We start from the raw sequence: 25,011 nt of genomic DNA on the forward strand, positions 1-25,011 counted from the left end.
GCCCCGCCCTTTTGCATGGATCCACTCCGGATCAGAACTGGGAGTTGATGATCACCTCTTCCCCCAGCGCCCCTGCCAACGGCAGTGGCCGATAGCTGGAGTTGGCGGCCCGCAGCAGACGAATGCCGCGAATGCCGATCTCCTGCGCCGCCTTGATATCCCCATCGGCGTCGCCGTAGAAGAGCTTCATCTGCTTATCCTTGAGCCATTGCACCTTGGTGTTCTGGCCCGGCTGATCACCGGCGAAGATCACCGGATTGAGCTGGTCGGCCGGAATATTCATGGTCTGCTGCAAGGTCTGGCTCACGGTTTCGGTCTTGGTGGCCGAGCGGCCGGTGACGAAATAGATGTGGTCACCGCGCTTGAGGTGCATGGCGATGAGCGCCTTGCCCACCTCTTTCGGCATGCTGAACGCATCCCAGCCGTTATTCATCTTCTCCCAGAAGGCGGGGTTCTTCAGATAGCTCTCGTCGTTAGGCGAGAACTCCTGCTTGCCGCGATAAAAACCCGGGCTGGAGAAGAGCAGGGTATCGTCGATATCAAACCCGACTGCCATTGGCGGCAGGCCATCCAGACTCTTGGCAATCTGCTCCACCGATACCCAGTGGATTGGCGCCTGCTGGGCCAGAGTGACGGTAGTGACACCGGCAGGGATTGGCTGAACGGTAGCGGCTTGACCCGCGACGGCAGGCAGAGAGAGGGCGGCAGCCAGCAAGGAGGCAAGCAGCGCCGGACGAGAGACGTGTTTCATAAGGCAGGTTGTCATCTTCAATCAAAAGAGGGGGCCAATAGTGCCCCCATCCAGCCCTTCAAATCTGTGAATGCTCCTGCAAAAGGGAGCATTTGACGCCCGATAATTAATCTTCGATTGGCAGCAGATCGGTAAAAACAAAGCCGTCGCGCACCACTGTCTCGCCGACCCGAATGCCGAGCGGACGGGAGAACATGGGGCCATCATAGGCCAGGGTGTGAAACTCGCCGTTCTCGCCGCACGGATCGACCCCCTCCGGCAGCGCCGCCAGCAGTGCCTCGTCAAACTCATGGCCACCCAGGCTGGCATCCAGCTTGTTCGGGTCGAGAGCACTGATCCGCGCCTTCAACCCAGCGGCCACCATCTGCGGCGCCAGTTCACGGGTATTGCTGCCCCAGAGCGGGAACAGTGGTTCGATGCCGGTACCTGCCAGCTGCTTTTCACGGTAGGCGCGCACATCCTCGAGGAACAAGTCGCCAAAGGCCATATGGCGGATCCCCTGTGCCACCACATCGGCGATAAAGCCGGTCATGATGCGGGCGTAATCCTCGTTGCTGCAGGGCCAGGGCAGATCGATGGTGATGAGGGGCAGCCCGACGCAGGCGGCCTGCTCGGTCAACAGCTGCTTGCGCACGCCGTGCATCGCCACCCGCTCGAATGCCTGATTGAGGGTGGTAAACAGCCCCACCACTTCGATGGCGGGATCTTGCCGCAACTGATGCAGTGCCCATGCGCAATCCTTGCCGCTGCTCCAGGAGAGCAATACCCGTTTCTTTTCCATCATTCCTCCGCCAGCGGGGCACTCGGATTGCCCCAAAAAGATGCAAGACAGTGTTGCGAATTGCGCGATTTACACACAAGAGGCAGGCAGCATACTCTCGATCACCTGTATATGCCCCTTGCACGGGGTGACAATAACTAAAAAAACCGATGGGAAACATACGGATATGACCACGACCATACAACAACACGATCACGCCCGCCCCCTCAATCGACAGGATTACAAAACCCTGAGTCTGGCTGCCCTCGGCGGCGCGCTGGAGTTTTACGACTTCATCATCTTCGTCTTCTTCGCCGTGGTCATCGGCGAGCTGTTCTTCCCGGCCGATATTCCCGAGTGGCTGCGCCAGTTCCAGACCTTCGGCATCTTCGCCGCCGGTTATCTGGCCCGCCCACTTGGCGGCATCATCATGGCCCACTTTGGCGATCTCATCGGTCGCAAGCGGATGTTCACCCTCAGCATCATCATGATGGCGCTGCCGACCCTGTTGATCGGTCTGCTGCCCACCTATGCGGTGCTCGGCATCGGCGCACCCATCGCTCTGCTGGGACTGCGTATCCTGCAAGGCGCTGCCATCGGCGGTGAAGTGCCCGGCGCCTGGGTATTTGTCGCCGAGCACGTTCCTGCCCGTCGGGTCGGGGTCGCCTGCGGCACGCTCACGGCGGGATTGACGGCCGGCATCCTGCTCGGCTCCCTCATCGCCACTGCGGTCAACAAGAGCCTGACCCCGGCCGAAGTGAGCGAGTGGGGCTGGCGAGTGCCCTTCCTGCTGGGCGGTATCTTCGGCATCGTCGCCATGTACCTGCGTCGCTGGTTGCACGAAACCCCGGTCTTCGCCGAGATGAAAGCCAACAAGACCCTGGCTGACGAACTGCCCCTCAAGTCGGTGCTGCGCAACCACAAGAGCAGCGTGGTGGTCTCCATGCTGCTCACCTGGCTGCTCTCCGCCGGTATCGTGGTGGTGATCCTGATGACCCCGACCTATCTGCAGAAGGTCTATGGCATCAGCCCGGCTGACGCCCTGACCGCCAACTCGCTGGCGATCGTGGCCCTGACCCTCGGCTGCATCGTCTATGGCCGACTGATCGACCTACTGGGCAGCGGTCTCACCTTCATGTTCGGCTCCCTGCTGCTGGCGGGCTCCAGCTACGCCTTCTATCACGGTCTGGCGGCTGGTACGAGCCAGCTGGTGCCGCTCTATATGCTGGCAGGCTTTGCGGTCGGGATTGTCGGCGCCGTGCCTTACGTGATGGTCAACGCCTTCCCGCCGGTGGTGCGCTTCTCCGGTCTGTCATTCTCCTACAACGTGGCCTACGCCATCTTCGGCGGCCTCACCCCGATGGCGGTGACCCTCTGGATGAAGAGCGACATGCTGGCCCCCTCCCACTATGTGGTGAGTCTGTCAGTGCTGGGTTTCGCCATAGGTCTCTGGCTCTGGTTCCAGCAACGAGCCATCCGGCAGCAGCAAGCGCCGCAAGCGGCCTGACCCGAACAACAAGCCCCGGTATCTGCCGGGGCTTTTTTGTACTGCTTATGTTCAGTTTCGCCAGCATAAGATAGCCTCCCTCTGGGGCCTGCCACCCGCATCGCCCCATGACGTCCAACTCTTTATCCGAGGCTCAAGATGTTCTTTCAGGTCGTATTACTCACCTTGCTGGCACTGCTGCCCATGGTCAACCCGCCCACCACGGCCACCCTGCTGCTGGGGCTGAGCAAGGGGATGTCGCGCGAACACGTGCGCCGTCAGGTCAATCTGGCCGCCATCTATCTGTTCTGCACCCTCTGCATCACCTTCTTTATCGGATCCTCGATCCTGGATCTGTTCGGGATCTCCATTCCGGGCTTGCGCCTGGCCGGTGGCCTCATCATCGGCTTTATCGGCTTTCGCATGCTGTTCCCCGCCCCCAGCCAGCAGAGCGGGGTCGATATAAACCAGAGCATTGCCTTCGTACCGCTCACCATGCCCAGCATGTGCGGGCCGGGCACCATGGCGCTGGTAATAAGCGGTGCCGCCCAGATTGCCGAACTGCCTGACGAGTACAACCGCCTCACCATCTACGCCGGTGTAGTAACGGCGTTTGCCCTGATGAGCCTGATCAGCTGGGGAGTGTTGAAGCTGGCGGATCCGGTCTGCAAGATCCTGGGCGCCACCGGCATCGATGCCATGACCCGCATCATGGGCTTCCTGCTGGTCTGCATGGGTATGCAGTTTTGCATCAACGGCATCAAGGAAGTGGCACAGGATCCGGTCTTCCACGGCGGCCAGACCGTGCAAACCGCGCCGACACTACCGCAGGCTTCCGGCACGTTTGATCAGTTGCCGCAGAAGCCCACCGGCTCTGATTGAAAACGGTATCAAAAAGTCCCTGACGATCTGCACTGATCTTGTTCCTGATCATGTTATTGACACACAAATGAGTTAGTTTGTTTTTCATACAGACTTTATTCAGATGGACGCTGATAGGTTTGTTGATGAATACCCACTCAACTTCAGGAGAGTATGCAGATGGACAAGATGCTGACCGAAATAGGGAGCCATAGCCTGTTTCACGAGTACCTGAACGTGGTTGGGATTGCGAGCCCATCCCTCGCCAAGATCGAGCAACGCTGGGAATATAAAGATCAGGAGCAACTGGTTGCCAAAATCCAGATCGACAAACAGGGTAACGCTCGCTATTTCATCGACGCCCGCGCCATATCCGTCAACTGATACCGAATAACCCGCCAGCCCCGGTCCAACGACCGGGGCTTTTTGTTGCCTGTGATTCCCTGAATAGCAAAACCCCGGCAAGAGCCGGGGTTTGAATGCATCGGGTTACGCCGCTACGCGGCTAACCCGAACCTACGACGTGCCACCCACGGTGAGCTGATCCAGTTTAAGGGTGGGCTGGCCGACACCGACCGGTACGCTCTGCCCCTCCTTGCCGCAGATGCCAACACCGCGATCCAGCGCAAGATCGCTGCCCACCATGGAGACCTGGCTCATCGCTTCGGGGCCGTTGCCGATCAGGGTCGCGCCCTTGATGGGAGCTGTGATCTTGCCATCCTCGATGAGATAGGCCTCGGAGGCGGAGAAGACAAACTTGCCGGAGGTGATGTCCACCTGACCGCCGCCGAAGTTGGGGGCATAAATGCCCTTCTTCACCGAGGCGATGATCTCGGCCGGATCGTACTGACCCGCCAGCATGTAGGTGTTGGTCATGCGCGGCATCGGCATGGCAGCGTAGGATTCGCGGCGACCGTTGCCGGTGAGCGGCACACCCATCAGACGGGCATTCTGCTTGTCCTGCAGGTAACCCTTGAGGATGCCGTTCTCGATCAGCACGTTATAACCACCCGGCGTCCCCTCATCATCGATGGAGACGGAACCACGGCGACCCGGCAGGGTGCCATCATCGACGATGGTACAGTGCTTGGAGGCCACCTGCTCGCCGATGCGGCCAGCAAATGCGGAAGATCCCTTGCGGTTGAAATCCCCCTCCAGACCGTGGCCCACCGCCTCGTGCAGCAGCACGCCGGGCCAGCCGGAGCCCAGCACCACCGGCATGGTGCCTGCTGGCGCGTCGATGGCTTCCAGATTGACCAGCGCCTGACGCACCGCTTCACGCACATAGCCAAAGGCGCGGCTCTCCAGCCCGTCCAGTTCGAGGAACCAGTCGTAACCAAAGCGGCCGCCGCCACCGGCACTGCCACGCTCGCGGCGCTCGCCCTTCTCGGCGATCACGGTCACCGACAGACGCACCAGCGGACGCACATCGGCGGCCAGGGTGCCGTCGGTGGCGGCCACCAGCACCTCTTCGTAGACGCCGCTGATGGAGGCCATCACCTGATTGATGGCGGGGTCCAGACTTCTGGCGAACTTGTCCATCTGCTCCAGCAGAGCGATCTTCTGATGCTTGTCGAGGGTCTGCAGCGGATCCATGGCCGGATAGAGCAGGTTCGCTTCGGTGCGGGCCCACGCCTTCACCTTGCCGTGAGCACCTGCGGCGGCGATGCCGCGAGCGGCAGTCACCGACTGTTGCAGCGCCAGCAGGCTCAGCTCGTCCGAGTAGGCGAAGCCGGTCTTCTCGCCGCTGACGGCGCGCACCCCGACCCCCTGATCGATGTTGTAGCTGCCATCCTTGACGATGCCATCTTCCAGCATCCAGGACTCGTGCCAGCTGCGCTGGAAATAGAGGTCACCGAACTCCACCTGATGGCTCATCAGGCTGCCGAGCAGCTGCTGCAGGCGCCCTTCGTCGAGATCGTTCGGGGCCAACAGGGAGGCACTAACCTGGCTCAATAGACTCAATCTTCTTCTCCACTCTCGTAACGAGCTGTTTTAAATCGTCTTGCCGACGGGTTGGCAACAAGCCACACCATCACAACAAACGGGCATGCTCCAGCACGGACAAACGGCTGCGTTTCAATTTTTCACCACACCATCAGAGCAAACGGGCGTGTTGCAGCACTGGCATAGTGCGTTTCAATTTGTCGATAAGCCCGGGCTCCATCTGCGCCAGCACAGTGCCGCGCCCAGACTCTTTGCTCGCCAGCACCCGACCCCAGGGGTCGATCACCATGCTGTGGCCCCAGGTCTGGCGCCCTGTCTCGTGAGTGCCGCCCTGATTGGCAGCGACTACGTAGCACTGGTTTTCGATAGCGCGAGCCCGCAGCAGCGGCTCCCAGTGCGCCTCGCCGGTCACGGCGGTAAAGGCGGCGGGTACCAGCAGCACGCGGGCACCGGCACGGGCCAACTGGCGGTAGAGCTCGGGAAAGCGCAAATCATAACAGATCGAGAGGCCGAGGGGACCAAAGGGAGAGTCCACCAACACAGGCGCCTCCCCCGGGCTGAAGGTCTCGGACTCACGGTAGCGACCGTGATTATCCGCCACATCCACGTCGAACAGGTGGATCTTGTGGTAGTGGCCCCTGAGCTCACCGCTTGGGTCAAACACCAGCGAGCTGGTATGGATATGGTCGGAACCTGAGATGGTGGTCGGCATAGCCCCGGCCACCAGCCAGATGCCGTAATCGCGGGCCCATTTGGCCAGCTGCTGCTGGATCGGGCCCTCACCTATGGCCTCCGCGCCATCCAGATAGCCCTGCCGTTCGCCAAACAGGGCAAAGTTTTCCGGCAGCAGCACCAGCAGCGGCCGATCCTTGGGCAGCATGGCCAACTCGGTGGCGATCTGCTCCCGGTTATCCTGCCAGTGACGGCCAGATACCAGCTGTATTGCGGCTAACCACATGACGTTCTCCTTGTCGCTTGGGCCATCAGACGGTGACAGCATCCCCCGCCTGCAGGGTGTAATCCAGTACAATGATTCGCTCCAGCACAGGACGGAAGATAGCCTTGAGGGCATCGTGATCAGGATGGGGCAGATAGCGCTGGCGAGCCGCTTCGTCGGCGAAGGTCATCAGTACGCTGTGGGTAAAGCCACCATCCCTCCCCTCCGGGCTGTCATTCTCCCCCCACTCCACGGCGGTCACGCCGCTGACCTGATGGGGAATGGCGAGAAAAGCGTTACGCACCGCGTCTATCCGGGCAGGCTGGGTGCCCGGCTTGAAGGCGATCAGCAGGATATGTCGGATCATGGCTCACTCCTTGTGATGGTGCCGGGCCGCTCGTTCAGCGCTGAGCGGGCCCTGCGTGTTTGGGGCTCAGCAGGAAAGGGGTCACCTCTTGGGTCGGCAGGCTGGGGGCAACGGCGTCAACCGTCTCTTTCTGCTGCTGGTTGAGCTTGATGCGCGCGCGATCTCGTCCCGCCTCGATCAGCTTGGGTGCGTCGAGCGGGCCCGAGATGCGAAAATCGATACGGGTCACCACATCCACCACCGGCTCCAGCAGTTTGGAGAGGGCCAGAACATAGAGACCCGTGACCGGCGTGATGGAGAAGGCCGCCACCACCGGCAGGGTGCCCCCCAGATTGGGAGAGAAGCTCAGCTCGTAGTCGAGCCGCCAGCGCACCAGATCGGCGATCCCCTCACCGCGCAGGTTGCCTGCCGCCCCCTTCATATAGAAATCATCGTTGCTTACCTGCCCCTGCTTGATGGTGGCAGAGGCGGACATGGATTCGAAGTAGAAGCCCTTGTCGAACACATCGCGAAAATCGAGCCGCAGTTTGCGCAGCAGGGAATCGAGGCTGAGCAGGGAGAGCAGTCGCGCCCCCTTGTCATTGACCTCCCGCAGGGTGCCGCCCTCCAGCTGATAGTTGGCACTTCCCCCCAGAGTCGGTAGGTTCGGACGATAGGGCACATCCTGCCAGTTCAGATCAAAAGCGAGGGAGCCGGGGGCATCGCCGATGGGCGAGGTGTAGCCGAGCCGCTTGAGCAGCAGCTCGCTGTTGTTGCTGGTCAGCTTGCCACGGGCGCGGGTCTCCATCCGGTTGCCATTGGCCAGCCAGTCGACGCTGCCGGTGAGCTGACTCCCAGCCAGCCGCACATCCAGCCCCTTGAGGGTCACCTTGTTGGCGCCGGGCACCAGCTCCCCTTTCACTTCACCAAGAGGCAGCTCGCCAAAGCGGCAATCGACACAGCTCACCTTCAACCAGGGGATGGATGCCATGATGGCGTTGTCCTGCTGCGCATCGGGATCCGGGCTGAGATCCGAACTCTTGCCGGACCAGTAGATACGGGCAAACTTGGCATCCACCGGACGATTGGCTACTGCAGGCAGGCGGATCACCCCCATCACATCGGGACTGTCGATCATCACCTCGGTCGCCTGATTGGTCGGCCCCACGGTGAAACGCGCCGCCTTGAGGGTGGCACTGCCGATATAGGCGCGAGCCAGCTGTCCATCCACCCACCACTCCTGCGGCAGGAAGGCGGGGCCAACCACCGCATTGCCAGTCTGGTTGTGCGCTGGCAACCACTGCTTGAGTCTGGCCAGCCAGCCACCGACATCGGCCTCCTGCTGGTTGATGGCGAGCAGCATGGGGGCATCGCGCAGCACCCGGGCGCCCGGCTGACCCACATCGACCCGCACCCGGCTGAGATAAGGTACCCCTTCGCCGTAGACCAGTCGGGTCTGCATATCCACATCAGCCCCCAGTACGGCACGAATGTCGGCGCTGCCATCCCGGCCACGGGCGATCACCTTGAGCGGCAGCCGGCTGGCGCTGCTCTTGGCCAGCGGCAGCGGCAGATCCAGCGCCATCCCCTGCAGGTTGGAGTCGAGCGCCAGCTGGAAACTGAACGGCTTGCTGTCGGGCAGGGTCAACCCGAGCTTGCCGCCCCAGTTGCTGCGGCCGTTGAGAATGCCGAATGAAGAGATGGCGGCGGGTTGGCGGCGACTATCCCACTGCCCCTTGAAATCGAGGTCGACCTGATAGTGATCCGGATGCTGGCGCCCCTGATAGTCGAGGGTCAGCGGCTGGTTCCACAGGCTCGCCTTGAGGTTGCTGAAGCGGGTCTGTTCGTTGTCATATTCAAGGCGTCCCTGCACCTTCTCCAGCGGCAGATCCAGACTGGCGACCCGCACCTTGTTGTTGCTGAAGGTGGCATCGCCGCTCGCCTTCACCTCACTCTCGCCATCGAGAGGAATATCGAGCTTGACCGAACCGGCCATCGGGCCGCGGATCTCGATCTCCCGCAGCGCCTGACCTACCGAACTGCCCAGCGGGGAGTCCTGCAGGTAGTCGCTGATGGCCTTGCCTTCCCCCTGCACCTTGGCATCCACATAGAGGTGGGCGCCAGGGGAGAGATCCGGGATCCAGGCATGCACCGAGTCGGAGCTCGCCTTGCCGAGTTTGGTGGATCGGCTGCGCATATCGAGACCGGCATTCTGGAACAAGAGATCGATCTGCAGGTCGGTGAGCGGTTGCCAACCGGGGAAGAACTCGTAGGTGGCCTGCTCCAGCGGCACCGCCACCTGGAAGATGCCCTTGCCGTTGTCGTAGGGGAAATCCCGAAACTCCCCATACCAGAGCAGGTCGGCCCCCTTGGCCTTGCCCCCCTTGATGGCGCCGCTCAGGTAATCCACCAGCCCCTTGTCCATCGCCTGCAGCGGGAAGTAGCGATCCGCATGGCCCGCATTCTTCACATCGATGCGACCGGTCAGGGCGAGGAAAGGGTGCTCGAACAGATCGAGGCGGAAACGGCTGCACAGGGTCAGATCCGGGTTATCCAGCGCGATATCCTGCCCGTAGAGCACCCAGCCCTGTTCCTCACGCCACCAGTCGAGGCGGGCCGAGAAGTTGTCGACCGGGATCGGCATCTTGAAGTGACGGGCGGGATCCACCTTGTCGTTCGCCAGCGCCAATCTGGCGCTACCGCCGGTCGGGGTAAGCCAGAACTCGCCGTTGAGATCCTGCATCCCGGGTATATCCTGCCAGGCCTTGAGACGCACCTTGCTGAAGCGGCCACTGAGGGAGAGCTCCTGCCAGTCGGCATTGGCCAGCAGCGTCAGATCCTGCACCGAACCCTGCGGATTGGTCTGGCGCAGGGTCTCGCAGAGTGTGGGGTAGAGCGCCGAGACCAGCTGACTGATCTGGGTGATCTTGTCGAACTCTATGCTGGGCAGATAGCCCTGCACCCGATCCCCGATCCGTTCCAGTTGCAAGCGGCTCTGCAACCAGGGTTTGCCATCCAGCTTGAAGGTGACGTTATGGCTGGCCAGTTGCCAGTCGGTGCCCTCACGGCGCAGCTGGATCTTGCCGCCATCGAGGCCGAAACGGTGCATATCCCCTTTCTTGGGATCCTTCCAGATCAGGTAGTTGTTGCCAAACGCCAGCAGGGTATTGCCCAGCTTGCCGCTGTCAAACTCGCTCCAGAGCTGGAAGTCGAGCTGACCGGCAACCTTGGGTTCGCCCGCATGGATTTTGGCCAGGGTCGGTGTGATATCGAGCTGGCGGGCCCCCAGATAGAGTTGCCCCTTGAGGCGATCGAGCCGGGCCGTCGGGGCGTCCACATCCAGAATAAGATCGAGGGTGCTCTCGCCCACCCCGTTGATGAGGTAAGCCTTGCCTACCCCCTGATGGCGCTTGCCACTGTTCTGCCAGCGCAGTTGGGCGATGTCGAGGGCGCGCAGATCACCGAGGGAGGTGGTGACGCTGAGGCGGGTGTTGTGCACATCGAAGGTAGATAGCTGGGTCAGCAGAAAGCGCAGCAGGGCGCCCTGCTGGGGATCGCCGGAGGGGCTGTCATCAGCCGGTTGGCCCAAGTCGATGGTGATATCGCCATCGCTCAGGATCAGCTCGCCAAACACCGGCTTTAGCTCGTTAATGGTGCGCCAGAAGTCGAGATGCACCCAGGCTTTGCCGAGCTGTACGGCAAAACGCCCCGAATCCGGGGCGATGGCGAGTTGCTGCAGTTCGAGGGCGGGCCCGGACTGTGTCCAGTCCAGCCCCACTTGCTCCACGCTGACCTTGAGTTGTGAATCACCCAGCAGAGTGTGGATCAGACTCTCCCGGTATTGATTCAGCAAAGGGCCCCCGACCCGTACCAAGGTGACCAGCATGGCCATCAGTACGAACAGGACCCCCAGGGCCAACCAGCCCCGACTCAGCCAGCGATAGACCAATTACATCATCACCACGTCGAACTGCTCCTGACCACAGAGGGGTTCGCTCACTACCCGCACCTGCTTGCCGATGAACACTTCCAGCTCCGCCAGACTGTGGGACTCCTCGCCATGGAGGTAGTCGGCCACGGCTGGGGCCGCGTAGACGGTGAACTGATCCGCATCGTAGGCGCGATTGACCCGGATAATCTCCCGCAGGATCTCGAAGCAGACCGACTCCACCGTCTTGACCCGCCCACGCCCCTTGCACTCGGGGCATTCGGAGCAGAGCACATGCTCCAGACTCTCGCGGGTACGCTTGCGGGTCATCTCCACCAGGCCGAGCTGGGAGAAGCCATTGACGTTGGTCTTGGCGCGATCCTTTGAGAGCGCCTGCTCCAGGCTGTGCAGCACCCGACGGCGGTGATCTTCCGACTGCATGTCGATGAAGTCGATGATGATGATGCCGCCGAGATTGCGCAGGCGCAGATGGCGGGCGATGGCCGCCGTCGCCTCGACGTTGGTGTTGAAGATGGTCTCTTCCAGATTGCGATGGCCGACAAAGGCGCCGGTGTTGATATCCACCGTGGTCATGGCTTCGGTCTGGTCGATGATGAGGTAGCCGCCGGATTTCAGCTCTACCTTGCGCTCCAGCGCCCGCTGGATCTCGTTCTCCACGTCGTAGAGATCGAAGATCGGCGACTCGCCTGGGTAGTACTCCAGCTTGCTGGCCAGCTCAGGCACGTACTCTTCGGTGAAGCGCTTGAGCTGATCGAAGCTCTGGCGGGAGTCAACGCGGATCTTGTCGAGCTCGGCACCGACGAAGTCGCGCACTACCCGGAATGCCAGACTGGGATCCTCGTAGAGGATCTTGCAGGGTGGATACTTCTGCTTGCGTTCGAGGATCTTGCGCCACAGCCGTTTCAGGAAGGCAGCATCCTGCTCCAGCTCCTGCTCCCCCACCCCTTCGGCAGCGGTGCGGATGATGTAGCCACCCAGCTCGTCCACATAGCCAGCTACGGTACGCTTGAGGCGCTCCCGCTCTGCTTCGGACTCGATACGTTGGGAGACACCGACGTGGGCACTGCCCGGCATAAAGACCAGATAGCGGGATGGCAGGGTGATATCGGTTGTGAGACGGGCACCCTTGGTACCCAGTGGATCTTTCACCACCTGCACCATGATGTCCTGCCCCTGACGCACCAGCTCGGCGATGTTACCGACCTGGAACTGCTCCTTCTCCTTCACCGCCACACACTCGGTGTGAGGGACGATATCAGAGGCGTGCAAAAAGGCTGCCTTGTCCATGCCAATATCGACGAAGGCTGCCTGCATACCCGGGAGTACCCGGCTGATCTTGCCTTTGTAGATATTGCCCACTATGCCGCGCTTGGCCTGACGCTCTACATGCACTTCCTGCAGCAGACCGTTTTCGACCAGAGCGACCCGGGTTTCGGAGGGGGTAACGTTAACCAGCAGTTCTACCGACATAAGTAACCTTGCCTGTTCCAGTTTTGAATTCTATAGAGCCAATCCGGTACAACGCGCGCAAGGGAGAAACGCAGCAGAGCACAGCTGACGGGAAATTATTTGAGCTGTTCCAGATGATGCTTGATCAGCAGGTCTGTCTCCAGCAGGGGCAGGCCGACCACGGCGCTATAGCTCCCTTCGATGCGACTGACAAACTTGCCGGCAATACCCTGAATGCCATAAGCCCCGGCCTTGTCACAGGGCTCACCGGTCTGCCAGTAGGCCTCGATCTCGGCCTCGTCCAGCTTGCGAAACGCCACGTTGGTGGTGACCAGACGCACGTCACAACGATCCTTGCTGGCCAGCGCCACCGCCGTCATCACCTGATGCACCTTGCCGGAGAGGGACTCCAGCATATCTTTGGCATCCAGCAGATCGGACGGTTTCTCCAGTACCCGGTCGCCCAGCACCACTATGGTGTCGGCACCCAGCACCGGCAACGCCGTCGGCGCACACGCCACGCCCGCCATCGCCTTGTCACGGGCGAGACGGCAGACATAATCCTGCGCCTTTTCACCCTCTTCCCGCTGCTCGGGCACATCCAGTTTCAGCACCTCGAAGCGGTAGCCAATCTGGGTCAGCAGTTCACGGCGACGGGGAGAAGCCGAGGCGAGATAGAGTTGTGGTTCGTTGTTTTTGTTCATATTTACCTGATATTGAAGCGGCGCCGCACCTTGCGCAGCACCAGAAACACCCAGGGCCATATTAGCATCGTCGTCAACGTCGACCAAAAGTAGGAGAAGTTGAGACTGGCCTGGCTGAACAGATGCTCGGCCCAGAATACCGTCATTTTACCCACCAGCGAGAGGCCACCGATGATCAGTGCCTGCTGCCAGAGGGAGAAGTTGCGGATCTTCTGGAACTGGAAGGCCGCCAGATAGGTGGTGATGGCCATCGCCATCGCCCGCACGCCGAGGGTGCTGCCAAGCAGCACATCCAGCAGCAGGCCCGCCACCCAGGCGGTGCCAACGTTGGTCCGGTGCGGCAAGGCCAGTGCCCAGTAGATGAGCACCATGGCTAGCCAGTCCGGGCGGAAGGGGTCAAATTCGAAAGGAAGCGGCAGGATCGACAGGCTCAAGGCCAGCAGGATCGAGATCCAGATCCAGATCCTGCCGCTGGCGGGTTCTAGCATTAGCGGGTGGCTCCTGCGGCGGACGCAGCGGGAGCCGCCCGTTCGCCATCCTCATGATGTACTTCAGGCTTCTTGTCGGTCCACAGCAGCAGCAGATAGCGCAGTCTGTCCAGCTCCACCAGCGGCTTGGCCTCGACCTGGGCGAAGGGCTTGCCCTCCACATACTCGGAGCGGGTCACAGTCGCCACCGGATAACCTTCCGGGAAGCGGCCACCCAGACCCGAGGTGACCAGCAGGTCACCCACCTGAATATCGGTGTTGCGCGGCAGGTTGCGCAGTTCAAGCTTGTCTAGCTCGCCACTGCCGGAAGCAATGGCGCGCAAATCGTTGCGCAACACCCGCACCGGAATGCCGTGGCTGGAGTCGGTGATCAGCAGCACGCGACTGGTGGTGGAGCCCACGTGGAGCACCTGACCAATCACCCCCTGATCGTTGATCACCGCCTGACCGTTGTAGACGCCATCCAGCGCCCCCTTGTTGATCAGCACCTGATGGCTGAAGGGGTCGGAATCCACCGACAGCAGCTCGGCCACCATCTTGCGGGACTCCTTGTGCACCGGCGAACCCAGCAGCTCACGCAGCCGCTGGTTCTCGTGTTCCAGCTGATCCATTTTGAGCAGACGGGCACGCAGGGTAAACAGCTGCTGCTCCTGCTGTTTGGTCTGCTCGATGAGATCGGCGCGGGTTTGCACCTGGGTCGACATGGTGTCGAGCAGGGTACCCGGCGCATTGGCCATGTATTGCAGGGGACTGACTAACGAACTGAGGTAGACGCGGACATGGGTAAACACACCGAAGCGGGAATCCGCGACGATGGCAGCGATGGAGATGATGACGGCGAGAAACAACCGTAACTGAAGCGAAGGGCCTCTACCAAAAATGGGTTTCATGGGTCGTCAAAAAAGAGCCGGCACGCTGGCCGGCTTTGGGTCTTATTCGTAGTGGAACAGATCGCCACCGTGCATATCGATCAGCTCCAGCGCCTTGCCGCCGCCACGGGCCACACAGGTGAGGGGATCTTCGGCCACGACGACAGGAATGCCGGTCTCTTCCATCAGCAGACGGTCGATATCTTTCAGCAGTGCGCCACCACCGGTCAGCACCATGCCGCGCTCGGAGATGTCGGAAGCCAGTTCCGGCGGAGATTGCTCCAGCGCCACCATGACGGCAGCCACGATACCGGACAGCGGCTCTTGCAGCGCTTCCAGGATTTCGTTGGAGTTGAGAGTGAAGCTGCGCGGTACACCTTCAGCCAGGTTGCGACCACGGACTTCAATCTCGCGCACCTCTTCGCCCGGATAGGCGGAGCCGATCTCGTGCTTGATGCGCTCGGCAGTAGCTTCACCGATCAGGCTGCCGTAGTTGCGACGGACGTAGCTGATGATCGCTTCGTCAAACTTGTCGCCACCGATACGGACAGACTGGGAGTAGACCACACCGTTCAGGGAGATGATGGCCACTTCAGTGGTACCACCACCGATATCAACCACCATGGAACCGGTCGCTTCGGACACCGGCAGGCCGGCACCGATGGCAGCAGCCATAGGCTCATCGATCAGGTAGACCTCACGGGCACCGGCGCCCAGTGCGGACTCCTTGATGGCGCGACGCTCAACCTGGGTGGAACCGCACGGTACACACACCAGCACGCGCGGGCTGGGGCGGAAATAGTTGTTGTCGTGAACCTGCTTGATGAAGTGCTGCAGCATCTTCTCGGTCACGTAGAAATCGGCGATCACGCCGTCTTTCATCGGGCGGATTGCGGAAATGTTGCCCGGGGTACGGCCCAGCATCTGCTTGGCGGCATGACCGACAGCAGCGACCGATTTGGCGTTCCCGCGCTCTTGGCGAATGGCGACAACTGAGGGTTCGTTAAGGACGATCCCTTGATCTTTTACATAGATCAGGGTGTTGGCAGTTCCCAAATCGATCGACAGATCGTTGGAAAAAACGCCTCTGAGCTTTTTGAACATGGCTACGGGAAATCCTAAGAATTTGGAGGTGCAGAAAACCGGCTAACTTTACCAATGCCCACCCCAATGGGCAAGCGCTCAAACTGTCGCCAATCAATCAGGCGCGACAAAAATGCGAGTCATCACTCACTCGCACACGCTTGCAAACACTAATAAACAAGGATTTAGGGGGATGCTGTTGAGCCAACCCCCCTTACACATCAATTACTGCAATACTTCGCGCCGATAAATAATTCTGTCATTACCCCGGCTGGAGCCGAAAATGGCCTCACCTTGCAGGTTGCCGTCATTGGCACTCGTTGGGTCAGACAACCAGAGTGGCGATGATGGCTGTTTTGCCAAATCGACCTTGTAGGGAATGCGCACCGAGATGTCCGGCTTGGCAAAGTGGAACAAGATCTCCCCATCTTTCGCCAGTGCAGCATCCCCACCCGGTGCAGAACTGCCCAACCCCAGCTTGATCTTGCGACCCGCCCCCAAATTCAGCTCGCGAGTCGCCGCATCAAAGGTGTGACTCGGATTGAGGAAAGTGAACCCCTGATTGGCCAAAGAGAGCTGGGTACATTGATCTTCCTTGTTTTGCAGCCAGTTGCCCGCTTCGTAATATTGCATCTGCAGTGGAATGGCCAGCGGCGCCGAGGCCAGGCCAGCCGCCGTACCAGCCTGCAGGCGGCCGTACAACAGCTTTTGAGTACCCAGCAGCACCGCATTACACCCTTGCCCCGATTTGGAACAATCCCCTGCTACACCCGCATTCATATTCGGATTCGCCAACAGCGTAGTACCGCCATCCTGATCATCGACTTTGATACCAAAGCTCAACGTGGCAAACGGTGCTTCTGGACTCGCAGCACGATCAAAGCGGGTATTCAGCCCCAAAGGCGACTGCTGATTTATACTGGCGACGCCACTTGCCCAGCTGAGCGAGGGAGATAGTGTAATACGCTTGTCACGAGCAACCCCATCCAGAGCATTAGCCGCCACCATCTCAGCAACCCCTTTAGCGAACGCCCCCTGATAGTTCTGTGTCGTCCCTTTCTGCAGATTGCGTGCAGTGAGGACAAAACCGCTGGCAAAGGGCTGGCTCATGTATGTAAAGGCATTGCAGGCAGGCGTGATAAAGCCATTACTCAAACTGTAATCCCAAGGGACAAAACGACCGATGGGTACGCTCCATCGCAACACAGTCTCAAGTTGGGGTAATTCATCCTGATAAGCGGGATAAGGCACAAAGTTGCTGACGCCTAACCGGATCACCCCGACCTCAGACCAATTCGCCGTCACGTTTGCTACCCCGCTCGCCAACGTGATCGTGGTTGGCGAAAATGCTCCGCTGACGCCCGTTGTCGGCGCTAACAGGGCCCAAGAGAGCGTTTTATTACTGGTAGTAAACCCTGGGGTTAACTGATCCTGAGTATTGACTGCACTGGCTTGTAAAGTAAAAGGCTCGCCCGCTTTGCGATAGATAGGACAAGTGGCATAAGTACTGTCGTTATTTCCCGAGCACACACTCTGTCCTTGAGCCTGGAGTGCGATCGCTTTGGGAATCACGGCAACGGTATCACTACCGGTCAACTTGAGGGTGCCTGTGACATCCTTCTTAAGGAAAGTAGTATCCAGTCGCAACACACCGGCATCCGGATATTGCAACGTCAACTGGCCAACTCCATTGCTATCGAACGATACGTTAACGTTCCCACTTGGCGATATTGTGCTGCCATTGATCGTCGGCACTGCATTGCTGGCAGTATCAGACACGACCTTGGTAGAGCCGAATTGCAGGGTCTGATTTCCTGTCAATAATGGAACGCATACCTTGGTTGCTCCAACATCGCTGGATTTAATGGCTCGAATCGTCGAGTTTGTTGAACTACCGGCATAAAAGGTGGAGAAATCAAACTGCAGAGCAGCATCGGAAAAATTCATAGAACAACTGCTATCAAGCACACCATCGCGATAACAACGTAATAACGCCGAGGGATTTGCGCTTGATAACCCAATGACAACACTCTTGGCAGCCAGAGAAGATAATGTGATATCAGCTGTTCCTGAACTACCCAAGCTGACCGGGTTACTACTCCATCCGTTGCTCGGCGTCATACTGACACTGGCATTACCTTTATAAAGTTGGCTACAACTGTTATCAAGACACGCGGCAAGCCGAACCTGTGCGGGTTCACACGTCAATGAGGAAGAAGGATAATAAACCTCATAATGGTCAACAACCGCCGTAGCTGTACATTGGAAAGATTGGCTATCGATGCGCGAGTTATTGCCTAACACCACGGATTTACCATTCACGCGCCCCATTAAATATGAAGCAGAAGATAAGTTAATAGTTTTAGCTGAGCTATCTGCTTGATAGACCATCCCGGATAGGGTTGAACCATTGGCTAAATATGCACTATCATAAACAACCATCAGTAACTTGCTGATGTCACCGGAAATATTTGAGCCAGGACTGTTAATGTAGCTAGCCGATCCCATATCGAGATTTTTAACAAATATACGAACCGGGCCATCAACAATGATCGATGTATCATTATTCATCTTCAATGTTTCGATCCAGTAATCGCCAGCGGCCAACTTCACCGTATAATCTCTACCACCACGCCCACTTCCCAAGTCAAGAACTTTAATGCTAATACCCGAGTTCTCGATATTTATTTGTGACTGATGAGCTGTGCTAATTGTCCCAAACTGATTGCCCTCTACGGCAGTGAGAAAACGCGTTTCGGCAAAACCAACGGAAATGTTACTACCTGCACTTAATGGAAACCGGGAAGAGGGAGCGCCAGACCAGCCATTTACCATACCTGCAGCAACACAAGCGCTATTATCACAGTTTAGACCAGATGTACCTTTTATCTGACCATTAGGACCGTATCCAAGGCGACCCCCTTGAGAACCAAATAACTGCCCTGCCGTATAATTCGTATTCCCTGAGAAGTCAATTCTGTCGCTACTTTCTCGACCTTGGGCTGGATAAGGAAAAACCTGTGTACATAAATCATCAAGTACAGGAATATCATTTTTAGGCGTGTAACGCAGGATCATATCATCCCAGCTTATATCATCCCTATCTCTGGCATTTACTGTTTCGATCCATAATTCGTAATTACCAGCAGCAAGCTCATAGTTTATATTCCAATTGACATCCCCATTGCTATTGAAGTAATAAACCAATGGTGTATATGCACTACCAACTGGACGGATGAACATGCGTGAACCGTTATTCACTCCCCAATCACGCAAGTTATATAACGTGAGTGCATTCAATTGTGACCGCTTATTAAGCGTGAATTGATATAATATATAAGTACCGTTTGGCGCGGGGGGATACCAGCGAGTAGCATCAGTATTCTCACCTATATGGGAACGTTCAATAAAATGAAACGCTGTCGTAGCACCATTGGTTACCAACCTTATATCTTTGAATGAAAAGTCATCCCAGTCTCTACAATAAGGGTCATACGCCCCCCAATAGTACCCATTTGAAAAACAACCACCCCAAACAGCCATCTTGTACTCACCGGGGTTTAGCAACCATCCGCCATAACGAGATACCCTATCCCGTGAATAGTCATTAGCCCTCTCATTCAGCACTACATTTCCTAGGCTGTCCCAAATAACAAAATTAGCTCCTGCATCCAAACCAGTAGCGCTCTCAAGCCGGAGCTCGGATAAGGTCACAGGGTGACTAATATAAAAATGGATAGGGTTGACAGGTATGTAAGCCGAAAATCGAGTCGAAACCAAGGTAGTTGGACGAAGGGCATTACTTGTATTATCACCAATCAAAAACTGTCCAGGTAAAACAATATCTGCTCGAGCCAACTGAGAGACCAAAAGCAGCAGCCATAGCAAAAAACACTTCATTTTTTGGCTCATATCTGGCCTCCATCATAAGCTTCGACCATCAGGGTTCGGCTCACGGCAAAATCAGGGTTGGCACTGTTAAGGTCCGAGCTGCCACAGGTTCCGACACTCTCGAGACGATAGCCATTGGTCACAGATCCGTTATAGGTCACCGGCACCGTGGCGCAACGAACCACAGCCTGACAGTTGGTCAGCCCTGGATTGCTGGCAAAGCTCAGTGGGCTGCTTGCCAGGCAGACCGCAGGTGGGTTCGGTTGGGCAAGAGTGCGCTTGGGGAACAACCGATAGAGTGCCACTTCCAGACCGCTCTGGGCGGCCAGCAGGGCCCGCACGCTGCGCACCTCCACGGTATTTTTCTCGCCGCTATCGACCAGAAAACGGCCCATTGCAGCCGCCAGCAGCGCCATCACCACAATCACAAACAGGGCGATCATCAAGGCACTGCCTCGCATCCGTCCGAAAGCCTGTGGATCAGGGCACATTGAACACCTCTATCTTGTGGTTGAAGGTGACCGACTCCCCCTTGCGCTCGAAGACAAAGCGCATGCCAAACTCCCCTTCGGCGTTAAACGCCGAGGTTTCCCGATAGAAGGTGCCAATACGAAGGGAATCCGCCATCAACACGCCCTGTGCAGGTAAGGATGCTCCAATGGGGGCTGTGGCACGGGTCAGCGTGTTTCCTTCCACACAGTAGCGAACCTGCTGGTTGGCAAAGTAGACCCGGCTGCCTGGAGAGAGGCCAGTCAGACTCTCGGCACTGGTATAGCGGATGGTTTGCGCTCCGGATACGGGCGTCAGCACATCGGTAACCCTGGCTACACAACGGCCATAATCGCAGCCTGCAGTAAGCGAACCGACATTTTTGTCCGGCACGGGGAATACAATCAGCTGATCGTCTTTTTTAACGGCGGTGGCATCCACATCCAGCGGATTGGCAGCAGAAGCCGGGGTCGCCATCACCAGCTCAAGGGTGGCCGTGCTCCCCGACATGGCGCGGTTAAGCGCCAAATAGCGGCTGGAGGTGCTGATGGGCCAGAACCGCAAACAGGCACCGGTGTCGACCCATGTCCCGCCAGTCGTCTCGATCCGCTCCGAGCCCGGCACCGCATCGCGCAGTTCGCGGTTAAGCCGCTCCATGGCGAAGCGGGCATCGCTCATCAGTTGCTCACGGCTGCTGGCATCGCCATAAATCTGGGTACCGATACCGATAAACTGGCTGGTAAAGGTCGCCATTATCCCGAGCAGCAGGATGACCATCACCAGCTCGACCAGGGTAAAGCCACGATTACCCCGAGGTTTACGGTAGGTTCGATTGGCCGCCAGGCGTAATCGAACGCCGGAAGTGGTTACAGGCGCGGACATTCGGACAGGTAAGCAACACCCAACAGCGGAGCGATCCATCAGTAGTTCCCCCGATAAAAGGAGAAATCGAGCACGCTCTGATCCGGTAGCTTGATCTGCAGATCAATGCGCTTGCCCACAGAGCAGGGGGCGGCACAACTCTTGAAGGTGCCGTCGCTGAAATCGGCTCCACGCACCGCAATTTTCACCTGATAGTTGCGATACTCCTCGCTGCTGACTCCCACCTCAGTTTGGGTCAGGGTGTTGGCATCCACCCAGCCACCTGCGGTATCGAAATCATCCACATCGTTATAGGCATAGGATGCGGGCTCGCCATCCGGGCCATAACTGGTGGAGCAGGAAGAGATGGTCACCCCTGCCACCTGCTCGCCACAACGATAACGACCACCATTATGATCCGAATGTTCATCAAACGACTTTTGCAAGATCTCGCCGGAGAGGCGCTGGGCAAGCTGGGCGGCGCGTACCTGCTGCACCGGATCCACCGCCTGCGGCGCCTGATTGATGAGTAAACCGAGAATGCCGGTCAGCGCCACCGCCAGCAGCACTATGCTGACGATCAGCTCGATCAGGGTAAAACCACGCTTAAGGGATCTCATGAATAAACCCCTCTGACTCAATCTTGATGCGGCTGGTTTCGCGACCATCACTCACCAGCAAGGTACAACCGTTGGCACAGCTGCCTAGCGGTCTGCCCATCTGATCGAAGCGGAGTACGAAGCTTTTGTTGCTGTTCAGGGAAAGAGTGATTCCGTCAGAGGCGGTCACCAACCGACCACGGGTGCGCAGATTATCAGTCCAGCCAATGCTCAGATCATCGCTGGCAGGACACGCAGCATAAGTACGATGGGCAAAACGGGGAGAGGCAACCACCAGCTGGGTACAACGGCTGGCTGGCTCATGCATATTAACGGTCTGTACCAGCCGCAAGCGGGTCAGCAGTTCGTCACGCACGGTTTGAGTTTCAAAGCCGCCTTTGCCCAGCCATTTGGGCACGGCAAAGGCGGCCAGAATCCCGAGTAACAGGATCACTAGTACCAGTTCAATCAGGGTAAAGCCTCGATTTTGTTCTGGCATATCTAGCCCTTTAAAAAGATGGAGAGACAGTCGCTCTCCATCTTTGTGTGTATCAGGCTTATTTACAATCTTTAACTTCTGTAGTTGGCAAAGAGCCAGATGCTGCTTGGGTATAAGTAACAAAACAATTTGTCGCAGTACCAGCAGAAACTCCAGCTGGGAAAATTTTGATACTACTTGATGCCGGGGTACCAAAACTCCAATCGCCGGCACTCAAATCGAGCACCTTTTTCAGGTCTGCCTCAGTTGCTTTCGGGTAGCCATAAGCAATCGCGACATTGACACCGTTGCCTATATCCAAGGTCGTATCAGGCAACTTATCATTACCGGCGATAACTGATTTGCTATAAACCATCGCACCTGCGGAGTTCAGAGAACCCTCCACACCTTTTAGAGTTGATGTACGTGCATCATCCTGCAGATTCAGGAACTTGGGTGCAGCGGTGACCGCCAGAATACCCAGAATGATGATCACGATAACCAGTTCGATCAGGGTAAAACCCGCCTGTTTTTTCATTTCACTTTCCTCTGTTAATTAATATTTGTGGTCACCTGACCGGACGCCGGACGGTAACTGAAACTCATAAATGCATCAGTCTTGCCTTGCGGATCCTGATACTTGCCATCACTGCCCTTACTCAAACTATTGACCAAATAGTAACGGCACACCGAATCCAGTCCATTACTGCTCACTGTGGCATAGTATTTCAGGTCATTGCCGCTACCGCGCACTTCATTGAAGCTGGCCGTAGCCTTGGGCGGGTTTTGCAGTAACCCCTCCCAAATATTGAGACAACGTTCGGCGGTCAGATTAGCCGGATCCACATCGGGATTACCGCTTGCAACGGTATCCATGGGATAGCCCGGCGACAGCTCGCCGTTGCTGATCTGGGTATCGGTCGGAGTGGTCAGATAGAAGCGACTACCGTCATAGAGCACAGTGTTGAGGCTGTCCTGTTTGGCGCGACCTTCCGCCTCCCATTGCGCCCGCACCAGTGAAACGCCGGTAGCAAAACCGCCAGAGACCCCTTCCACGCTGGCCTTTTTCGCTTCGTCAGTCACATCGAGAAAGCGCGGCAGTGCAGTCACCGCCAGGATCCCCAGGATCACGATAACGATCACCAGCTCAATGAGGGAAAAGCCGGCAGACTGTCTCCTCATCCCGTTTTCCGGCATTGTTGGTGCCATTGGTTTCATTGTCATGCTCCCTCCGTAATGCCCCACATTATTTCATGCAGGCCCAAAAAAATCATGTAGTTGGGTCATATGATTAGTTTCATTCAAGGCTTTTTCATCACCCGCCCGTCAGAAAACTGATAAACAAGCCAATAACCATCCAACCCCATCTCGCAACCACTGCCATCGGGGCGGGCCAGAATCTGCAGAGGAGGCATGCCCCCCTTCGTCTCACCCATCAGAGCCAGCCACAACTGACGGCAATTTTCCGAAGGGGATTGCAGCGGCACTAACCCCAGGGGCCACCCTCGGGCATCAAACTGCCACCCCTTGCCGGCGACATGCAGTGTCTGCGGGCGCCGCTCATCGAGCCAAATGCCGTGCAAACGCTGTGCCCGCTCGGCAAATTGTTCCCCCAGCAAGGTGAGAGTGAGCTGCTGCGCCTCTTCCCGGTGGCCCTGATAGCTACGCACCAGGGTCGCCACGATCACCATCAGCAGGATGATCACGGCGATCCGCCTATATCCGGTCAGCCAGCGATCATCCTGCTGCGTCTGTCTGTTCATCCAGCCCTCGACTCCACCGCTCACTTGCCTCTTACGGCTCTCATCATGTCCCACCATTCAAGCGTGAAGATGCCGAGTTACTTGCCGCGAACTGCGCGCATCATGTCCCACATGGGGGTGAAGATACCCAGCGCCAGGATCAACACCATTACTGCCACGATCCCGATCAGGATCGGCTCGATGCGGGCGGTGAGACTCTTGAGGTCATAATCCACCTCGCGCTCGTAATACTCGGCCGCTTCGTGCAGCAGGTCATCGACCTGACCGGTCTCCTCCCCCACGGCGATCATCTGCATCACCAGCGGGGTGAACAGGCCGCTGCTGCTGGCGGTGCGAAGCAGGCTCTCGCCCCGCTCGATACCGGCGCGCATATCCCGCACCCGCCCCGCCATATAAGCGTTATCCACCGCATCGGCCACCAGGGTCAGCGCGGTGTTCAGCGGCACCCCTGCCTTGAGCATCATGGAAAAACTGCGGGCAAAACGGGCCAGCAGGGAGCGCTCTATGATGGTGCCGACGATCGGCAACTTGAGCTGCCAGCGGTGCCAGGTCAGCTTGCCCTTGGTGGTGGCGACCCAGCGGCGCCAACCGAACACCATCCCCGCCAGAATAGCGAGCAGCAGCCACCAGTAGTTGACAAAAAAGTGCGAGGTGGCGAGCAGAATGCGGGTCGCCAGCGGCAACTCCACCCCGAATTTGGCGAACATCCCGGCAAACACCGGGATCACCATGATATTGAGGATCACCATGGCGATACCGATGGCGATCATCACGAAGCTGGGGTAGCGCATGGCGGTCTTGATCCGCTTGCGAGTCTCCAGCTCAAGCTCGAAATAGTTGGCGAGCTGCAAAAAGGACTCTTCCAGCTGACCTGTGTTCTCACCCACATGGATGATGGCGACAAACAGGCTGCTGAATACCTTGGGGTGCGCCTGCATCGAGCTGGAGAGCGGACGACCGTTGCCGAGATCTTCCCCCAGCGAGTGCAGCGCCCGTTTGAGCGGCTTGCTGTGAGTGCTCTCCTCCAACCCGGCAATGGCACGCAAGATAGGGATCCCGGCCCGGGTCAGGGCATACATCTGGCGGCTGAAGATCACCAGCTCATCCAGCTTGACGCCCCCTTCCAGCAACAGTGACCAGTCGATGGCAGCGGATTTGGCCTTGCCCGGTTTGAGCTCGGTGGGCATCACGCCACGGCGCATCAGCTGCTCGGCGGCGGCCATCTCGTTGGCCGCTTCTACCACGCCACTGGTGGCGTTGCCCTGGCTGTCACGCCCCTTATAGGCAAAGTTAGCCATCG

At 58.2% G+C, this 25,011-nt stretch carries 23 protein-coding genes; 3 read left to right on the top strand and 20 right to left on the bottom strand.

The annotated features are described in order from the left end of the window. Nucleotides 1–31: 31 nt before the first annotated feature. Entirely contained in the window at nucleotides 32–751 is a 720-nt protein-coding gene (gene aphA / locus WBR25_RS18930) for an acid phosphatase AphA (RefSeq protein WP_479748935.1), read from the bottom strand. 106 nt (nucleotides 752–857) lie between these two features. Next, a complete protein-coding gene (locus WBR25_RS18935; RefSeq protein ID WP_429121777.1) occupies nucleotides 858–1,532 on the bottom strand; it encodes a Dph6-related ATP pyrophosphatase in 675 nt (224 codons plus the stop codon). 166 nt (nucleotides 1,533–1,698) lie between these two features. Here WBR25_RS18935 and WBR25_RS18940 point away from each other — a divergent pair, with 166 nt between their 5' ends. The 3 genes from WBR25_RS18940 to WBR25_RS18950 all read left to right on the top strand — a co-directional run bounded on the left by WBR25_RS18940 (nucleotide 1,699) and on the right by WBR25_RS18950 (nucleotide 4,242). Next, entirely contained in the window at nucleotides 1,699–3,018 is a 1,320-nt protein-coding gene (locus WBR25_RS18940; protein WP_101531384.1) for an MFS transporter, read from the top strand. Between the two features lie 138 nt (nucleotides 3,019–3,156). Beyond that, nucleotides 3,157–3,879: a MarC family NAAT transporter gene (locus WBR25_RS18945; protein WP_236381783.1), complete on the top strand. Its 723-nt coding sequence runs from the start codon at nucleotides 3,157–3,159 to the stop codon at nucleotides 3,877–3,879. A 159-nt stretch (nucleotides 3,880–4,038) separates the two neighbouring features. Beyond that, the gene (locus tag WBR25_RS18950; RefSeq protein WP_005340062.1) at nucleotides 4,039–4,242 is read left to right on the top strand and encodes a hypothetical protein; all 204 of its coding nucleotides are present in this window, start codon (nucleotides 4,039–4,041) and stop codon (nucleotides 4,240–4,242) included. A gap of 132 nt (nucleotides 4,243–4,374) precedes the next feature. On the opposite strand, the gene tldD is transcribed toward WBR25_RS18950, so the two are convergent. The 18 genes from tldD to WBR25_RS19040 form a co-directional block, all read right to left on the bottom strand. Beyond that, a complete protein-coding gene (gene tldD, locus WBR25_RS18955) occupies nucleotides 4,375–5,823 on the bottom strand; it encodes a metalloprotease TldD (RefSeq protein WP_064338892.1) in 1,449 nt (482 codons plus the stop codon). 133 nt (nucleotides 5,824–5,956) lie between these two features. After that, nucleotides 5,957–6,763: a carbon-nitrogen hydrolase family protein gene (locus WBR25_RS18960; protein ID WP_179902705.1), complete on the bottom strand. Its 807-nt coding sequence runs from the start codon at nucleotides 6,761–6,763 to the stop codon at nucleotides 5,957–5,959. A gap of 25 nt (nucleotides 6,764–6,788) precedes the next feature. Continuing rightward, nucleotides 6,789–7,109: a Dabb family protein gene (locus tag WBR25_RS18965; protein ID WP_479748938.1), complete on the bottom strand. Its 321-nt coding sequence runs from the start codon at nucleotides 7,107–7,109 to the stop codon at nucleotides 6,789–6,791. A gap of 34 nt (nucleotides 7,110–7,143) precedes the next feature. Continuing rightward, complete coding sequence (locus WBR25_RS18970) at nucleotides 7,144–11,037, bottom strand: YhdP family protein (protein WP_479748940.1); 3,894 nt, start codon at nucleotides 11,035–11,037, stop codon at nucleotides 7,144–7,146. Then, complete coding sequence (gene rng, locus WBR25_RS18975) at nucleotides 11,038–12,507, bottom strand: ribonuclease G (protein ID WP_005340056.1); 1,470 nt, start codon at nucleotides 12,505–12,507, stop codon at nucleotides 11,038–11,040. A 95-nt stretch (nucleotides 12,508–12,602) separates the two neighbouring features. Then, complete coding sequence (locus WBR25_RS18980) at nucleotides 12,603–13,190, bottom strand: Maf family protein (RefSeq protein WP_005340055.1); 588 nt, start codon at nucleotides 13,188–13,190, stop codon at nucleotides 12,603–12,605. Between the two features lie 2 nt (nucleotides 13,191–13,192). Beyond that, entirely contained in the window at nucleotides 13,193–13,678 is a 486-nt protein-coding gene (mreD, locus tag WBR25_RS18985) for a rod shape-determining protein MreD (RefSeq protein WP_005340054.1), read from the bottom strand. Continuing rightward, nucleotides 13,678–14,568, bottom strand: coding sequence for a rod shape-determining protein MreC (gene mreC, locus WBR25_RS18990; protein ID WP_323912351.1), 891 nt, complete (start codon nucleotides 14,566–14,568; stop codon nucleotides 13,678–13,680). Before mreC ends, mreD begins: the two co-directional genes overlap by 1 nt. Before the next feature lie 42 nt (nucleotides 14,569–14,610). Further along, complete coding sequence (locus WBR25_RS18995; protein ID WP_005340051.1) at nucleotides 14,611–15,651, bottom strand: rod shape-determining protein; 1,041 nt, start codon at nucleotides 15,649–15,651, stop codon at nucleotides 14,611–14,613. Between the two features lie 204 nt (nucleotides 15,652–15,855). Beyond that, nucleotides 15,856–19,542, bottom strand: coding sequence for a DUF6701 domain-containing protein (locus WBR25_RS19000; RefSeq protein WP_479748944.1), 3,687 nt, complete (start codon nucleotides 19,540–19,542; stop codon nucleotides 15,856–15,858). Further along, complete coding sequence (locus tag WBR25_RS19005; protein ID WP_244775544.1) at nucleotides 19,539–19,964, bottom strand: MSHA biogenesis protein MshP; 426 nt, start codon at nucleotides 19,962–19,964, stop codon at nucleotides 19,539–19,541. Before WBR25_RS19005 ends, WBR25_RS19000 begins: the two co-directional genes overlap by 4 nt. A 37-nt stretch (nucleotides 19,965–20,001) precedes the next feature. After that, on the bottom strand, nucleotides 20,002–20,892 hold the full coding sequence (locus WBR25_RS19010; protein WP_319889067.1) for a PilW family protein: 891 nt from the start codon (nucleotides 20,890–20,892) through the stop codon (nucleotides 20,002–20,004). Nucleotides 20,893–20,930: 38 nt separating this feature from the next. Further along, a complete protein-coding gene (locus tag WBR25_RS19015) occupies nucleotides 20,931–21,491 on the bottom strand; it encodes a prepilin-type N-terminal cleavage/methylation domain-containing protein (protein WP_479748946.1) in 561 nt (186 codons plus the stop codon). Continuing rightward, nucleotides 21,478–21,969 carry a prepilin-type N-terminal cleavage/methylation domain-containing protein gene (locus tag WBR25_RS19020; protein WP_319889068.1) on the bottom strand — a complete coding sequence of 164 codons (492 nt, stop codon included), beginning with the start codon at nucleotides 21,967–21,969 and terminating at the stop codon, nucleotides 21,478–21,480. Before WBR25_RS19020 ends, WBR25_RS19015 begins: the two co-directional genes overlap by 14 nt. 58 nt (nucleotides 21,970–22,027) lie before the next feature. Next, complete coding sequence (locus WBR25_RS19025) at nucleotides 22,028–22,486, bottom strand: prepilin-type N-terminal cleavage/methylation domain-containing protein (RefSeq protein ID WP_042052555.1); 459 nt, start codon at nucleotides 22,484–22,486, stop codon at nucleotides 22,028–22,030. A 14-nt stretch (nucleotides 22,487–22,500) separates the two neighbouring features. Next, nucleotides 22,501–23,172 carry a prepilin-type N-terminal cleavage/methylation domain-containing protein gene (locus tag WBR25_RS19030; RefSeq protein WP_129504847.1) on the bottom strand — a complete coding sequence of 224 codons (672 nt, stop codon included), beginning with the start codon at nucleotides 23,170–23,172 and terminating at the stop codon, nucleotides 22,501–22,503. A gap of 77 nt (nucleotides 23,173–23,249) precedes the next feature. Next, the gene (locus WBR25_RS19035) at nucleotides 23,250–23,711 is read right to left on the bottom strand and encodes a hypothetical protein (protein WP_139740299.1); all 462 of its coding nucleotides are present in this window, start codon (nucleotides 23,709–23,711) and stop codon (nucleotides 23,250–23,252) included. A 77-nt stretch (nucleotides 23,712–23,788) separates the two neighbouring features. Beyond that, nucleotides 23,789–25,009, bottom strand: a complete 1,221-nt coding sequence (locus WBR25_RS19040) for a type II secretion system F family protein (protein WP_005340027.1) — start codon at nucleotides 25,007–25,009, stop codon at nucleotides 23,789–23,791. Nucleotides 25,010–25,011: the final 2 nt, after the last annotated feature.

This window comes from Aeromonas sp. MTB (assembly GCF_056632455.1).